The organism is Kitasatospora sp. NPDC059722 (assembly GCF_042733235.1).
GTDB lineage: Bacteria > Actinomycetota > Actinomycetes > Streptomycetales > Streptomycetaceae > Kitasatospora.
Window position 1 is genome coordinate 23,010 of the sequence record NZ_JBHWGD010000078.1, and the last position, 14,061, is coordinate 37,070.

13 protein-coding genes are annotated in these 14,061 nt (G+C 72.0%); 6 read left to right on the forward strand and 7 right to left on the reverse strand.

Features of this window, described 5'->3' with window-relative positions; translation table 11 throughout:
* Positions 1-103 precede the first annotated feature (103 nt).
* Positions 104-841, reverse strand: a complete 738-nt coding sequence (locus tag ACFV4F_RS34075; RefSeq protein ID WP_380440804.1) for a DUF5324 family protein — start codon at positions 839-841, stop codon at positions 104-106.
* Between the two features lie 229 nt (positions 842-1,070).
* Between ACFV4F_RS34075 and ACFV4F_RS34080 the strand changes: the two genes are divergently transcribed.
* Positions 1,071-1,976 (forward strand): rhomboid family intramembrane serine protease, encoded by a 906-nt coding sequence (locus tag ACFV4F_RS34080; protein ID WP_380508446.1) that lies wholly within the window; start codon positions 1,071-1,073, stop codon positions 1,974-1,976.
* Between the two features lie 368 nt (positions 1,977-2,344).
* Here ACFV4F_RS34080 and crgA read toward each other — a convergent pair whose 3' ends face one another.
* The gene (gene crgA / locus ACFV4F_RS34085) at positions 2,345-2,593 is read right to left on the reverse strand and encodes a cell division protein CrgA (protein WP_380440808.1); all 249 of its coding nucleotides are present in this window, start codon (positions 2,591-2,593) and stop codon (positions 2,345-2,347) included.
* Positions 2,594-2,761: 168 nt separating this feature from the next.
* Between crgA and ACFV4F_RS34090 the strand changes: the two genes are divergently transcribed.
* The 5 genes from ACFV4F_RS34090 (at position 2,762) to ACFV4F_RS34110 (ending at position 6,490) form a co-directional block, all read left to right on the forward strand.
* On the forward strand, positions 2,762-3,526 hold the full coding sequence (locus ACFV4F_RS34090; RefSeq protein ID WP_380440810.1) for a DUF881 domain-containing protein: 765 nt from the start codon (positions 2,762-2,764) through the stop codon (positions 3,524-3,526).
* Positions 3,527-3,595: 69 nt separating this feature from the next.
* Complete coding sequence (locus ACFV4F_RS34095) at positions 3,596-3,775, forward strand: hypothetical protein (protein WP_363647589.1); 180 nt, start codon at positions 3,596-3,598, stop codon at positions 3,773-3,775.
* Positions 3,776-3,832: 57 nt separating this feature from the next.
* Positions 3,833-4,498: an aminodeoxychorismate/anthranilate synthase component II gene (locus ACFV4F_RS34100; RefSeq protein WP_380440812.1), complete on the forward strand. Its 666-nt coding sequence runs from the start codon at positions 3,833-3,835 to the stop codon at positions 4,496-4,498.
* Between the two features lie 5 nt (positions 4,499-4,503).
* Positions 4,504-5,658 (forward strand): class E sortase, encoded by a 1,155-nt coding sequence (locus ACFV4F_RS34105; protein WP_380508449.1) that lies wholly within the window; start codon positions 4,504-4,506, stop codon positions 5,656-5,658.
* Positions 5,659-5,692: 34 nt separating this feature from the next.
* Positions 5,693-6,490 carry a class E sortase gene (locus ACFV4F_RS34110; RefSeq protein ID WP_380508452.1) on the forward strand — a complete coding sequence of 266 codons (798 nt, stop codon included), beginning with the start codon at positions 5,693-5,695 and terminating at the stop codon, positions 6,488-6,490.
* A 121-nt stretch (positions 6,491-6,611) separates the two neighbouring features.
* Here ACFV4F_RS34110 and pknB read toward each other — a convergent pair whose 3' ends face one another.
* The 5 genes from pknB to ACFV4F_RS34135 form a co-directional block, all read right to left on the reverse strand.
* Positions 6,612-8,732, reverse strand: coding sequence for a Stk1 family PASTA domain-containing Ser/Thr kinase (pknB, locus tag ACFV4F_RS34115; RefSeq protein WP_380448649.1), 2,121 nt, complete (start codon positions 8,730-8,732; stop codon positions 6,612-6,614).
* A gap of 260 nt (positions 8,733-8,992) precedes the next feature.
* Positions 8,993-10,450: a peptidoglycan D,D-transpeptidase FtsI family protein gene (locus ACFV4F_RS34120; RefSeq protein WP_380508455.1), complete on the reverse strand. Its 1,458-nt coding sequence runs from the start codon at positions 10,448-10,450 to the stop codon at positions 8,993-8,995.
* Positions 10,447-11,823: an FtsW/RodA/SpoVE family cell cycle protein gene (locus ACFV4F_RS34125; protein WP_380448659.1), complete on the reverse strand. Its 1,377-nt coding sequence runs from the start codon at positions 11,821-11,823 to the stop codon at positions 10,447-10,449. The genes ACFV4F_RS34120 and ACFV4F_RS34125 overlap by 4 nt, the downstream gene beginning before the upstream one ends.
* Positions 11,824-11,950: 127 nt before the next feature.
* Positions 11,951-13,609, reverse strand: a complete 1,659-nt coding sequence (locus ACFV4F_RS34130; RefSeq protein WP_380508458.1) for a PP2C family protein-serine/threonine phosphatase — start codon at positions 13,607-13,609, stop codon at positions 11,951-11,953.
* A 53-nt stretch (positions 13,610-13,662) separates the two neighbouring features.
* The coding region (locus ACFV4F_RS34135) for an FHA domain-containing protein (protein ID WP_380508461.1) at positions 13,663-14,061 on the reverse strand (399 nt) is incomplete at its 5' end.

Consider the following 14,061-nt stretch of genomic DNA (forward strand, 5'->3'; position numbering starts at 1 on the left):
TCGGTGTGACCTCTCCTCCCTCTCAGGCCCAGGCGCTGCGGCCGCGGCCCGGCTGGGCCGCCGCCCCCCCCGCCCCCCCCCCCCCCCCCCCCCCGTTCCGGCGTCAGTGCGGCTTGCGCGGGTCGTGCGGCTTGGGGCGGTCGTCGGCCGGGGGAGCGGGCTCGTCGGCCGCCCCCTCGGGGCCCGTGCCGTTGACCGGTGCGGCGGAGGAGCCGGTCGCGTGGGCGCCGGCCGGCTGCGCGGCCTGCGGCGCCGGGGGCTCGACCAGCCACTCCGGGTTGCTGTGCCGGCGCCACCACTGCCAGGCGAGGACCCCGCCGCCGATCGCCACCGCGCCCGCCACGGCGAGGCCGGCGGCCCAGCCGTTGTGCTGTTCCTTCCTGGCGTTGCGGGCGGCGAGGTCGCTGATCTCGGCGGAGCTGACGTGGCCCTGGAGGGCGGTGAGCGCGGCGGCGCCCCGGGCCTGGGCCTCCTGCGCGACCGGGACGACCGCGGCGCGGGCGTCCCCGACCGCCTGGACGACCCTGGGGGCGACCGTGGAGCGCGCCTGGTCCGCGGCGCGGGCGGCGGAGAGGCGGGCGGCCAGTGCGGCCTCCTGGGCCCGGTGGAAGGCCTTCAGGGCGTTCTCCTGGGCGTCCGGCGGGAGGTTGGCGAAGGCGTGGCCGAACTGGGGGGCGAGGTGCCGGTCGTACTGGACGCGGAGGCTCTGGGCGGCCTGGGAGGCCTTCGGCCCGAGCGCGTCGAGGGCGGGGCCCAGGCGCTGCTTGGCGCCGTCCGCGAGGTGCGCGGCGGTGTCCCGGGTCCTGGCGGCCGTCTCACGAGCTGAGTCCAAACGGGTCACGGGTTCTCTCCTCCTGGGTGGCGTCCTATATGCACATATCCACCTGAATGCTGATCATGCATCCTGATTTGTCCGACGGCACCCCGGGGTGGGCCGTCTGCGGGTGTCGCGGGTGCTTGGGGAGGGGGACCGGCGGGGCAGGATCGAGAGTGGGGACGACGTCCGCCGCCGGGGCGGCCGCAGTAGGCTGGCGGCTCCGGTGGTCCTGTACGGGAAGGGGAAACCGCTGATGCTCCCGGACGAGCCGAGGCCGCCGGCCGATGGGGTCCAGGCGTCCACTCCCGAGGCCGTTCCGCCCGGGTGCTACCGCCATCCGCAGACGCCCACCGGCATCTCGTGCACCCGCTGCGGGCGCCCGGTCTGCCCGTCGTGCATGGTGCCCGCCTCGGTGGGCTTCCAGTGCCCGGAGTGCGTCAGCGGCGCGCACGCCCAGGTGCGGCGGCCGACCACCCGCTACGGCGGGGCGCTGACGGCCGACGGCGCGCTCGTCACCAAGGTCCTGATCGGGATCAACGTCGCGGTCTTCGTGCTCGCCGCCTACGTCTTCTCGCCGTGGCTGGTCCAGGACTGGTCGCTGTTCAGCGCCGGGCGGGCGATCCCGGGCGGTCCCGGGGGCGTCGCCGACGGCCCCGGCCAGTGGTACCGGCTGCTGACGGCGACCTTCCTGCACGTCCAGGTCTGGCACATCGGCTTCAACATGCTGGCGCTCTGGTGGACCGGACCGGTGCTGGAGGCGGTGCTCGGCCGGGCGCGCTTCCTCGGCCTCTACCTGCTCTCGGGCCTGGCCGGCAGCGCCTTCGCGTTCCTCGTGGCCGGCAACCTGATGAACTCGGTCGGGGCCTCCGGGGCGATCTACGGCCTCTTCGGGGCGACGCTCGTGCTGCAGATCAGGACCCGCAGTCCGATCGGCCCGGTGATGGCCCTGCTGGTCTTCAACCTGATCCTCACCTTCTCGATGTCGGGGATCGACTGGCGCGCGCACGTGGGCGGCCTGGTGGTGGGGGCGCTGACCGCGGTTGGCCTGATGTTCGCCCCGCGCGAGCGCCGCGGGCCGGTCCAGGCGCTGACGATGGCGGGCGCGCTGGCCGTCGTCCTGGCGATGGTGCTGATCGGGATGGCCCGCTACGGCGCCTGACGCCGCGGGTCGTTGTCCACAACGGGTGCGGGGTTGTGCACAGCCCGTGTGGTGCGCCGGGTGTGGACAGCTGTTCTACGCGTGTCCGCCTGTGCGGTTCGCGCTCTCACGAAGTGCTGTCCACAGCTGTGGACAGCACTTGGCGCCCAAGTTATCCACAGGCTGGGGACACTTTTCCCCAGTGTGGATAACCATGTGGATAAAGGCGACAGTGTGATTGTGGGGATAGCTGCCCGGCCGGTCGCCCGGCTCCGGGCACGCCTCGACGCCGTCCCGGGTCGAGCTGTCCGGGACGGCGGAGGGGCCGTGTCAGGGGGTCGGAAGGGCCGATCGGCGGCGTGATCCGGCCAGGGCGTGGGCCCCGGCCGTCACTTCCACTGGGTGGAGACGCCGAAGCCCGCCGCGATGAAGCCGAAGCCGACCAGGATGTTCCAGTTCCGCCAGCTCTCGACCGGGTAGTTCCCGCTCGTCACGTAGTAGGTGACGATCCACACCAGCCCGATCAGGAACAGTGCCAGCATCAGGGGCGCGACCCAACTGCGGCCCGAACTGATCTTCACCACGGCCGTCGTCGGCGGGGTGTAGTCGGACTTCTTGCGGAGTCGAGACTTCGGCACGAGGAGCTCTCCTGTCGATGCGCTGTGAGACCGCGCAGGGGTGCAGCGGGGGCGGGTCGGCCGGCGTCACTCGTGGAGAACGCTGGGGACGGCTCCCGCACGTGCCACCGGCGTCCGTTAGCGTAGTGGCTCGGCGGGTCTTAAGGAGATAAGGGTACGGTGCCTAATTTGTCGATTCCCCCTCGGCCGACCCGTACCCGTCGATCCGGCATCCGAATTGTCGGCCGTGCCCTGACCTGCGCCGTCTTCGCGCTCGCCGGTCTGCTTTTCTACATCAGCGCACAGACCGCCCGCGGGACCGACCTGCGGACCGACAACTCGCTCCTCAGCCTCGGCGACGTGATACGCCAGCGCAGCGCCCAGAACCAGCAGGCGCAGGCCCAGCTCGCCGACCTCCAGGCCCGCGCCCAGGCGCTCACCGAGCAGCGGAGCCAGAACCCGGCCGACACCGCCCGGCTGGACGGCCTCCGGCTCGGCGCCGCGCTGGAGCCGCTCCAGGGCGGCGGCCTGACCGTCACCCTCAACGACGCCCCGCCGAACGCCACCGCCCGCATCCCCGGCGTCCCCGAGCCGGGCGTCAACGACCTGGTCATCCACCAGCAGGACATCCAGGCCGTGGTCAACGCGCTGTGGCGGGGCGGCGCCGAGGGCGTGCAGGTCATGGACCAGCGGCTGATCTCCACCAGTGCCGTCCGCTGCGTCGGCAACACCCTGCTGCTCCAGGGCCGGGTCTACTCGCCGCCCTACGTCGTCAAGGCCGTGGGGAAGACCGACGACCTGCGCGCGGCCGTGGACGGGGACCCGACGATCCGCAACTACCTGCGCTACGTCCAGGCGTACGGACTCGGCTGGAAGGTCCAGGAGAGCGGCGACCTCGCCCTGCCCGGCTACTCGGGCACCACCGACCTCCGTTCGGCGGGCGGCCAGCAGTAGCGGACCTGCCTGGACGCCGTGGAATGCGGGTCTACTCTTGACCCCAGTCTGCTACGTCGAGGGAGCACCATGTACGGCTGGATCTGGCGTCACCTCCCGGGGAACACCCTGGTCAAGGCCGTCATCTCGCTGCTCCTCATCCTCGGGGTGGTCTACCTCCTGTTCACTTACGTCTTTCCGTGGGCGGAACCGCTACTCCCCTTCGGTGACGTCACAGTGGACGGCGGTGACGGTGCCGCGGCCGGCTGAGCCGGCCGGCCCCGCTCTTTCCCTCCAGTCCCCGCGAGCCACGGAGATAGCGCGCGAATGACCACCCAGCGGACCCAGCCCCGGATCCTGGTCGTCGACAACTACGACAGCTTCGTCTTCAACCTGGTCCAGTACCTGTACCAGCTCGGCGCCACCTGCGAGGTGGTGCGCAACGACGAGGTGACCGTCGAGCACGCCGTCCGCCGCGGCAGCGGCGACGAGGGCTTCGACGGGGTGCTGCTCTCCCCCGGCCCCGGCGCGCCGGAGGAGGCCGGGGTCTGCATCGAGATGGTCCACCACTGCGCGCGGATCGGACTGCCCGTCTTCGGCGTCTGCCTGGGCCTGCAGTCGATCGCCGTCGCGTACGGCGCGGTGGTCGGCCGGGCGCCGGAGCTGCTGCACGGCAAGACCTCACTGGTCGAGCACGAGGACGGCGGGGTGTTCGAGGGCCTGCCCTCGCCGCTCACCGCCACCCGGTACCACTCGCTGGCGGTCGACCCGGCGACGGTGCCGGAGGACCTGGTGGTCACCGCCCGCACCGAGAGCGGCGTGATCATGGGCCTGCGGCACCGCGAACTGCTGGTCGAGGGCGTGCAGTTCCACCCCGAGTCGGTGCTCACCGAGGGCGGGCATCGGATGCTCGCGAACTGGCTGGCGGAGTGCGGCCACCCGCAGGCCGTGGACCGGTCGGCCGGGCTCGCCCCGGTGATCGGCCGGGGCTGAGCGGCGTGACCGCACTGCGTCCCGAGGGGCGTTACCAGCCGGAGGCGGGACCGTACGGGGACGGGCGGCAGCCCGCGGACCAGTACGGCCAGGCCGAGTACGGCGGAGGCCGGCAGGTCGACGGCCAGTACGGCTACGGGCAGTACGGCGGCCAGTACCAGGGCGCCCACCAGTCCCAGCCGGTCCAGCCCGCCCCGCCCGGGCAGGCGGGCGCGGAGGACGGCTGGGGCGTCTACGAGCAGGCCGAGCAGGCCGCCGACGCGCCCGAGTACCCCTGGCTGCCCGACCAGACCGTGCAGCTCCGGCTGCCCGCAGGGGAGGGCCCGGCCGCCGCCGAGGCGGCCCCGCCCACCGGCGGCCGGGCCGAGCGCCGGCGGGCCGCCCAGGGGCGCACCTCGGTGCGCCCGGGCGGCGGGCGGCGCCGGGCCTCCGGCAAGGGCGCGGGGCCGCGGGCGCGGCCCAAGGAGTCCCCGGTCGTGATCGCGGCGCGCCTGGTCGGCGAGCTGTGCATCACGCTCGGCGTCGTCATGCTGCTCTTCGTCTCCTACCAGTTGTGGTGGACCAACGTGCAGGCCGACGCGGCCGCCGACGGCGCCCGTAGCCAGCTGGAGAAGCAGTTCGACGCCGCCCAGCCCGGCCAGCCGGGACAGCCGGCACCGGATCCGGCGAAACCCGAGACGTTCGAGCCCGGCAAGGGCTTCGCGATCATCTACCTGCCCAAGCTCGGGCTGAAGTTCCCGATCGCCGAGGGCACCTCCAAGTCGGCGGTGCTCGACAACGGCCTGGTCGGCCACTACACCGGCACCGGCATGCCGGCCGACAAGGCCGGCAACTTCGCGCTCGCCGCGCACCGCAACACCCACGGCGAGCCGTTCCGGTACATCAACAAGCTCGGCAAGGGCGACCAGGTCGTGGTGGAGACCGCCACCGCGTACTACACGTACGAGATCACCGGCGGCATCCCGGAGACCTCCCCCAGCAACGTCAGCGTGATCAAGGCCGTCCCGAACGGTTCCGGCTACACCGGCCCCGGCCGGTACATCACCCTCACCACCTGCACCCCGGAGTTCACCTCCAAGTTCCGCCTCATCCTGTTTGGCAAGATGACCGAGGAACGGCCGCGCAGCCAGGGCAAGCCGGCCGCGATCGCGGGCGGGTAGCCACCCGGCCGCAGGCGACGGAGGGGGAGCACCGGTGACGCAGGACGAGACGGCCGTGGAGGCCTTCCCGCAACCCGGTCCGGGCGGTGCGCCCGGACCGGAGCCGGCGCGGCGCGGGAGGGGCCGGGCGCCGGCCGTCCTCGGGGTCCTCGGCGAGCTACTGATCACCCTGGGCCTGGTGCTCGGCCTGTTCGTCGCCTACTCGCTCTGGTGGACCAACGTCGAGGCGGACCGCTCGGCGTCCGAGGCCTCCGACAAGCTGCGCAGCGCCTGGGCCGCGGGCCCCACCGGCACGCCCTCGCCGACGCCCGGAGCGACGGCCGCCGCGCCCGCCTACGCGGCCGGGGACGGGGTCGGCTTCCTGCACGTCCCGGCGATGGGCAAGGACTACCAGGTGCTGATCCGGATGGGCGCCGACACCGACACCCTGGCCGAGGGCGTCGCCGGGGTGTACGAGCAGCCGTACCGCGCCGCGATGCCCTGGGACGCGACCGGCAACTTCGCGCTGGCCGCGCACCGGGACGGCCACGGCGCCAAGTTCCACGACCTGGACGCCGTCCGCAGGGGCGACGCGATCGTCGTCGAGACCAAGGACAAGTGGTACGTCTACAAGGTCGACAACACCCTGCCGGAGACGTCCAAGTACGACACCGGCATCGTCGCGCCCGTCCCGACCGGCTCCGGCTACACCGCCCCGGGCCGGTACATCACGCTGACCACCTGCACGCCGGTCTACACCTCGCGCTACCGGATGGCGGTGTGGGGGAGCCTGGTCCGGGTGGATCCCGTGGACGCCGGGCGGACCCCGCCGCCCGAGCTGCGGCACTCCTGAGCCGCTCCTGCCCGCCGGAGAACGCCCGAGGGCCCGCCGCAGTCGCTGCGACGGGCCCTCGGTGCTGTCGTGACAACCCCCACCAAGCCTCAGGACCCCTCAGAAGAAGGGGAAGAAGGGCTTAGGGGTTGTTCCCCCCTTTGGGGTTGGAGGGTGAGGGGCCGGGGTCCCCCCCTTTGGGCGGATCGGCCGGCCTCGTGACCAGGTTGACCTGGGTGTTCGGGTCCAGCATGGTGCCGGCCGGCGGGTTGGTCATGATGACCACGGCGTTCGGGTCCGACGGGCCGGTCACGGCGTAGCCGAGGCCGAGCTTCTGGAGCTGGCTGACGGCGTCCGACAGCTTGACGTTCTGCAGCGGCGGGACCTGGGCCTTGTCCGGCGCCTTGAAGACGACCAGCTGGATCTTCGTGTTGGCCGGGGCCTTGGTGTTGGCCGCGGGCGTCTGCGACGCGACCGTGTCGACCTTGGTCGGGTCGGTCGTCGCCACCGTCTTCGACATGTCGACCTGGAAGCCCGCGCCCTGCAGCTGGGCCGCCGCGGCGTCCTTCTGCATGCCGAGCACGGACGGAACGGCGATCTTGCTCTTGCCCTGCGAGATCGTCAGCTTGATCGGCGCGCTCGGGTCGGCCGGGCTGTTGGCGGCCGGGTCCTGGGCGGTGACGGTGTCCTGCGGGGCGGTGTCGTCGTCCTTGTACTCGGTGGTGACGTTGGTGAAGCCGGCCGCGCTGAGGGCCTGCGTCGCCTGGTCCTTGGTCTTGCCGGTCACCGGCGGGACGTTCGCCTTGGCCGGGCCGGAGGAGACCTGCACGGTGATCGTGCCGTTCTCCGCGACCTGGGTGCCGGCCGCCGGGTTCTGGGTGCAGACCTGGTCCTTCTTCACGTTGGCGTCCGGGCAGGCGATCTTGTCGCCCTCGGTCACCACGAGCTTGGGACCGGCCTGCGCGGCCGCCGTCTTCGCGTCGGCCAGGCTCTTGCCGACCAGGCTCGGCGCGGCGAGCTTCGCGGGCTCCTTGCTGCCGCCACCGCCGTTGAACATCGCCTGGGCGACGAAGAAGGTGCCGACCAGGACCAGTACGGCGGCGACCGCCAGCACGATCCAGGAGGTGTTGCTCTTCTTCGGCCGGTCCCCGCGCCGGCCGCCCTCGGAGCCGTAGCCGTCGTCGTGGCCGCCGCCCGCCGGGGCGCCGGCGTAGGTCTGGCCGTAGCCGTCGTCCGGGTAGCCGCCCTGCTGCCCGTAGCCGGGCTGGCCGACCTGCGGCAGGACGGTGGTCGGACCGCCGGGCTGCTGCGGCAGCACGTTGGTCTGGCCGTACGGGTCGTGCTGCGGGTAGCCGTTCTGGTCGTAGCCGTACCCGGCGGCGCCCATGCCGTAGGCGGCCGCCTGCTGGGCGGCGGCGACCGGGAGGCCGTCGAGGAAGCGCTCGATGTCGTCGCGCATCTCGTCGGCGCTCTGGTAGCGGTAGTCGCGCTCCTTGGCGAGGGCCTTCAGCACGATCGCGTCGACCTCGGGGCGCACCTCGGGGTCGAAGACCGACGGCGGCTGCGGCTCCTCCCGGACGTGCTGGTAGGCCACGGCCACCGGGGAGTCGCCGACGAACGGCGGGCGGACGGTCAGCAGCTCGTACAGCAGGCAGCCGGTGGAGTAGAGGTCGGACCGGGCGTCGACCTGCTCGCCCTTGGCCTGCTCGGGGGAGAGGTACTGGGCGGTGCCGATGACGGCCGAGGTCTGCGTCATGGTCATCCCGGCGTCGCCCATCGCGCGGGCGATGCCGAAGTCCATGACCTTGACGTTGCCCTGCCGGGTCAGCATCACGTTGGCGGGCTTGATGTCGCGGTGGACGATGCCCGCCCGGTGCGAGTACTCCAGCGCCTGCAGGATGCCGATGGTCATCTCCAGCGCGCGCTCCGGCAGCAGCCGGCGCCCGGAGTGCAGCAGCTCGCGCAGCGTGGACCCCTCGACGTACTCCATCACGATGTACGGGATGGAGATGCCGTCGATGTAGTCCTCGCCGGTGTCGTACACGGCGACGATCGCGGGGTGGTTCAGGGACGCCGCCGACTGCGCCTCGCGGCGGAAGCGGGCCTGGAACGACGGATCCCGGGCCATGTCGGCCCGGAGCGTCTTCACTGCGACGGAACGGCCGAGCCGGGTGTCATGGCCGAGGTACACCTCGGCCATGCCGCCGCGTCCGAGGACGCCGCCGAGCTCGTACCTGCCGCCGAGGCGACGAGGCTCTTCCATAGTTCCGACCCTCTCCCTCACCCGCCGGTGAGGTTGTGACGTAGGTGTCCCCGCACGCTCTGGGTGACGCCGCGCGGCCCGCGACCGGTTCTCCGGCCGGGTCGTGCGCCGCCTCGCGGGCGGCAACGGGCACACCCGCTGCTGGCGGATACGCTACCGGTCGTACCACGTCGGACCGGAGTCACCCGTAGGCCGATACCAGACCGGTATCCGAACGGGGGTGCCGATCGTGACATTCCACTCACCCGCGGCCCTGCCCGTCACTTGCCGAGCACGGCCTGCATCACCGCCTTGGCGATCGGGGCCGCGAGGCGGCCGCCGCTGATGCCGTCGCGGTTCTGGGAGCCGTCCTCGACCACGACCGCGACCGCGACCGACTGGCCGTCCGAGGCCTTGGCCCAGGACGTGAACCAGGCGAACGGCAGGCCCGCGTTGTCCTCGCCGTGCTGGGCGGTGCCGGTCTTGCCGCCGACCTGGATGCCGGGGATCTTGGCGTTGGTGCCGGTGCCGTTCTCGACCACCGAGACCATCAGGTCCTGCATCTTCTGCGCGGTGGCCGGGCTCATGGCCTGGGAGAACTGCTTCTCGGTGTGCTTGGAGATGGTCGTCAGCGAGGCCGAGCGCTCCTGGTCGACCAGGTACGGCGTCATCAGGCTGCCGTTGTTGGCGATGGCCGCGGAGACCATGGCCATCTGCAGCGGGGTGGCGCGGGTGTCGTGCTGGCCGATCGAGTCCTGGGCGGTGCCGTCCAGGCTGGCGCTGTTCGGGAAGATGCTCTTCTCGGAGCGGACCGGGGTGTCGACGGTGCTGTTGAAGCCGAACTTCTCGGCCTGCGCCCGCATCTTGTCCTTGCCGAGGTCGGCGCCCATCTTGGCGAAGACCGTGTTGCAGGACTGGTCCAGGCCGGACTTGATGGTGGCGTTCTCGCACTTCTCGTTCGGGCTCTCGTTCTTGAGAACGGTGGCGGTGCCCGGCAGGGTGTACGGGTCCGGCGTGCTCGTCGCGTCGTCGACGTTCTGGTACAGGCCGTTCTCGAACGCGGCGGTCGCGGTGACCAGCTTGAAGGTCGAGCCGGGCGGATAGGTCTCCTTCAGCGCCCGGTTGAGCATCGGCTTGTTCGGGTCGGCGTTGAGGTCCGTCCAGGACTTGGAGTCCGAGTCCTCGCTGCCGGAGATGGTGCCCGGGTCGTAGGACGGGGTGGAGACCAGGGCGAGGATCGCGCCGGTCTTCGGGTCGAGCGCGACGACCGCGCCCTTCTTGTTGCCGAGTCCGTCCCAGGCGGCCTTCTGGGCCTTGGCGTTGATCGTCGTGACGACGTCGCCGCCCTTCTTCTGCTCACCGGTCAGCATGTCGAGGGTGTTGCGGAAGAACAGCCGGTCGTCGGTGCCGGAGAGGACGCCGTCCTCCAGGTTCTCCAGCCCGTTGGAGCCGTAGACCTGGGAGGAGTAGCCGGTGACCGGGGCGTACATCGGGCCGTCGACCCAGGAGCGCTTGTACTTGTAGCGCAGGCCGTTGACGAAGTCGGACTTCGTGACCGGCTGGCCGCCGACGACGATGTTGCCGCGCGGGTGGGCGTAGCGGTCGAACTGCTGGCGCTTGTTGTTGGCGTTGCTGGCCCAGGCGTCGGCCTGGACGCCCTGCACCCAGTTGGTGCGCAGCATCAGGGCCAGGATCAGCACGAGGCAGAAGATCGAGACCCGGCGGATCGGCTTGTTCATCTGGCGGGTCCTCCCTGGCCCTCGGTGGCGGGGGCGGGTTCGACCCCGGGTCGGCGGGCGCTGTCGCTGATCTTCAGCAGGATCGCGATGAGCGCCCAGTTGGCGACCACTGACGAACCGCCCTGGGCGAGGAACGGCATGGTCATACCGGTCAGCGGGATCAGCCCGGTGACCCCGCCGGCGACGACGAAGACCTGCAGCGCCATGGCGGAGGCGAGGCCGACGGCGAACAGCTTGCCGAACGGGTCGCGGGCGGCGAGCGCGGTGCGCAGGCCGCGCTGCACCAGCAGCGCGTAGAGCAGGAAGATCGCCATCAGGCCGGCGAGGCCGAGCTCCTCGCCGAAGGAGCCCAGGATGAAGTCGCTCTTGGCGGCGAAGTTGATCAGCCAGGACCGCCCCTGGCCGAGGCCGGAGCCGGTCACCCCGCCGGAGCCGAGCGCCATCAGCGACTGGCCGATCTGCTCGGTGGAGCCCTTCGGCGGGTGCGGGGCGAAGGCGGCCATCGGGTCGATCCAGGCGTCGATCCGGGTCTTCACGTGGCCGGCGGTCATGGCGACGGCGGTCGCGCCGCCGACCGACATCAGCAGGCCGAACAGGATCCAGCTGGTGCGCTCGGTGGCGACGTAGAGCATCACCACGAACAGGCCGAAGAACAGGAAGGACGTGCCGAGGTCGTTCTCGAAGATCAGGATCAGCAGGCTGAGCAGCCAGATCACCACGATCGGTCCGAGGTCGCGCCCGCGCGGCAGGTAGAGGCCGGCGAAGCGGCGGCTGGCCAGGGCCAGGGCGTCCCGCTTGACCATCAGGTAGCCGGCGAAGAAGACGGTGAGGATGATCTTGGCGAACTCGCCGGGCTGGATGGAGAAGCCGCCCATCCGGATCCAGATCTTGGCGCCGAAGTCCTCCGCGCGGGCCGGGAAGAACGCCGGCGCGGCGAGCAGGACGAGGGCCGCGACCATCGAGATGTAGGTGTAGCGCTGGAGCACGCGGTGGTCCTTGAGGAACACCATGACGCCGATGAACAGCGCGACGCCGAGGCCGGACCACATCAGCTGGTTCTCGGCGGCCTTGAAGTTGCCGCTGAGCAGCTTGCCCGCCTTGTCGAGCCGCCAGATCATGACCACGCCGAGCCCGTTCAGCAGGGTGGCGAGCGGCAGCATCAGCGGGTCCGCGTACGGCGCGAAGCGGCGGACCAGCAGGTGTGCGACGAGGGCGAGCGAGCCCATCCCGAGGCCGTAGCCGAGCATGCCGCCGGGCAGCTCGGAGTCCATGGCGAGGCCCACGTTGGCGTAGGCGAGGACCGGGAGCAGGACGGCGAAGACCAGCAGGGCCAGCTCGGTGTTGCGCCGGTTGGGCGCTTCCTGCGGGGTGATGGTGGTGTTGCCCCGGCGCCGGCCGGGCCGGCCCGCGCCGCTGCTCAGGTCGTAGGTGCTCACTGGTGGGCCGCTCCCTGCCGGCCGGCGGGCCGGCCGGGGGCGGGCCTATGTCGGGTCACGGGGGTCACTGCTTCGGGCAGGACTCGGCGCGCTGCCGGTCCTCGTCGCTCAGGCCGGGCACGTCGCCCGCCGCGCCGGGGGCCGGTGCGGGGGTGGTGACGGGCGGCGGGGTGGCCGGAGCGCTCGGGGCGGCCGAGGAGGTGGGCGTCGGGGTGGGCACCGCGGCCGCGGGGGCGCGGTTCTTCTCGCTCGGCTTCTCGCTCGGCGTGGGCGCGGGCGCGGCCACGAACCCGGCGGGGTCGGCGTACGTCGTCTGGGTGGCCTGGGTGCCCGCGGGCTGCCCGGTGGTGCCGGCCTTCGCGTCGCTGACCTTCTTGCAGAGCTTGGCCCAGCCGTCGAGCTCCTTGATGGTCGCGTCGGCGTCGTTCAGGCTGTTCACCGAGATGGTCTTGGTGACGTGCGCCTGCTGGTCCGTCGGCAGGTACTTGAGCGCGATGTCCTTGTACTCGGTGTGCACCGAGGAGAGGCTCAGGCCGGCCAGGTTCTGGTTGATGCCCTGGTAGACGGCGACGTGTCCGTCCTCCGCGCCGACGTAGTACTGGCCCTGGGTCCACTGGTAGCCGAAGTACCCGCCGCCGCCGAGCACGCCGAGGGCGACCAGGACGGCCAGCGAGACCTTGAGCCCCTTGCGCTTGCGCTTCGGCGGCTCCTCCTCGTCGAAGTCCTCGGTGCCGTAGACCGAGGGCTCGGCGCCGTTGTAGCCGCCGTACTCGCCCTCGTAGCCCTCGGCGGGGCCGAAGCCGCCCGACGCGTCGTAGCCGCCGTCGTAGCCCTCGGCGGGGCCGAAGGCGCCCTGGGGCGCGCGGCCGAGGCCGGCGGCGCGGCCGGCCGGGGTGTCGGCGATGGAACGGTCGGTGGCGGCCGAGGACGGCGGGGCGTCGGCGACCGCGCCGACCACCACCGGGACGTCGTTGAACTGGCCGCTCATGGTGTCCGTGGCGCCGACGTCGATGACGTCCGCCACGATGCAGGTGATGTTGTCCGGGCCGCCGCCGCGCAGCGCGAGCTGGATCAGCTCCTGCACGGTTTGCTCGGGCGCGTAGTAGCTGCCGAGGGTGGCTTCGAGCGTCTGGTGGCTGACCGGGCCGGAGAGGCCGTCGGAACAGATCAGGTAGCGGTCGCCGGCCCGGACCTCGCGGATCGACAGGTCGGGCTCGACCTGGCCGCGGCCGTCCAGGGCCCGCATCAGCAGCGAGCGCTGCGGGTGGGTCTCGGCCTCCTCGGGCGTGATCCGGCCCTCGTCGACCAGGCGCTGCACCCAGGTGTGGTCCTGGGTGATCTGCACCAGCGACCCGTCGCGCAGCAGGTAGGCACGGGAGTCGCCGACGTGCACGAGGCCCATCCGCTGGCCCGTCCAGAGCATGGCGGTGAGCGTGCAGCCCATGCCCTCCAGCTGGGGGTCGTCCTCGACCATCTGCCGGAGCCGGTCGTTGGCGCCCTGGACGGCGTCACCGAGCAGGGTCAGCAGATCGGCGCCCGGCACGTCCTCGTCCAGACGGACGATGGAGCCGAGCACCTCGGAGGACGCGACCTCGCCGGCCGCGGCGCCGCCCATGCCGTCGGCCACGGCCAGCAGCCGCGGCCCGGCGTAGCCGGAGTCCTCGTTCCCCTCCCGGATCAGTCCCTTGTGGGAGCCGGCGGCGAAGCGCAGCACCAGGGTCATGCGACCTGTGCCCCCCTCTGGGTCATGGACGGGATGCTGTCCCTCATGCGCTACTACTTCCGCAGTTCGATGACGGTCCTGCCGATACGGATCGGCATGCCCGGCTGGAGCGGGGTCGGCGCGGTCAGGCGCTGCCGGTCCAGATAGGTGCCGTTGGTGGAGCCTAGATCCTCGACCGTCCACTGCCCAGTCTGGTCGGGATAGATCCTGGCATGCCGGGAGGACGCGTAGTCGTCGTCCAGCACGATGGTGGAGTCGTGCGCCCGGCCCAGGGTGATGGTCTGGCCCTGCAGCGCGACGGTGGTCCCGGCCAGGGAGCCCTGGACCACGACGAGCTGCGTCGGGGCGCCGCGGCGCCGGGGGCCCCCCCCCCGGGGGGCGGGGGGGGGGGGGGTGTACCAGAAAACCAACCCCCCCCCCCCCACAGCAGGGAGAGGGGGGGGGGGGGGGGT

Bases quoted from the DNA above. Each gene is read 5' to 3' on its own strand.
- ACFV4F_RS34100 (WP_380440812.1), top strand. From the start codon at position 3,833: ATGACCACCCAGCGGACCCAGCCCCGGATCCTGGTCGTCGACAACTAC.
- ACFV4F_RS34130 (WP_380508458.1), bottom strand. From the start codon at position 13,609: ATGACCCTGGTGCTGCGCTTCGCCGCCGGCTCCCACAAGGGACTGATC.
- ACFV4F_RS34120 (WP_380508455.1), bottom strand. From the start codon at position 10,450: ATGAACAAGCCGATCCGCCGGGTCTCGATCTTCTGCCTCGTGCTGATC.
- ACFV4F_RS34095 (WP_363647589.1), top strand. From the start codon at position 3,596: ATGTACGGCTGGATCTGGCGTCACCTCCCGGGGAACACCCTGGTCAAG.
- ACFV4F_RS34080 (WP_380508446.1), top strand. From the start codon at position 1,071: ATGCTCCCGGACGAGCCGAGGCCGCCGGCCGATGGGGTCCAGGCGTCC.
- pknB (WP_380448649.1), bottom strand. From the start codon at position 8,732: ATGGAAGAGCCTCGTCGCCTCGGCGGCAGGTACGAGCTCGGCGGCGTC.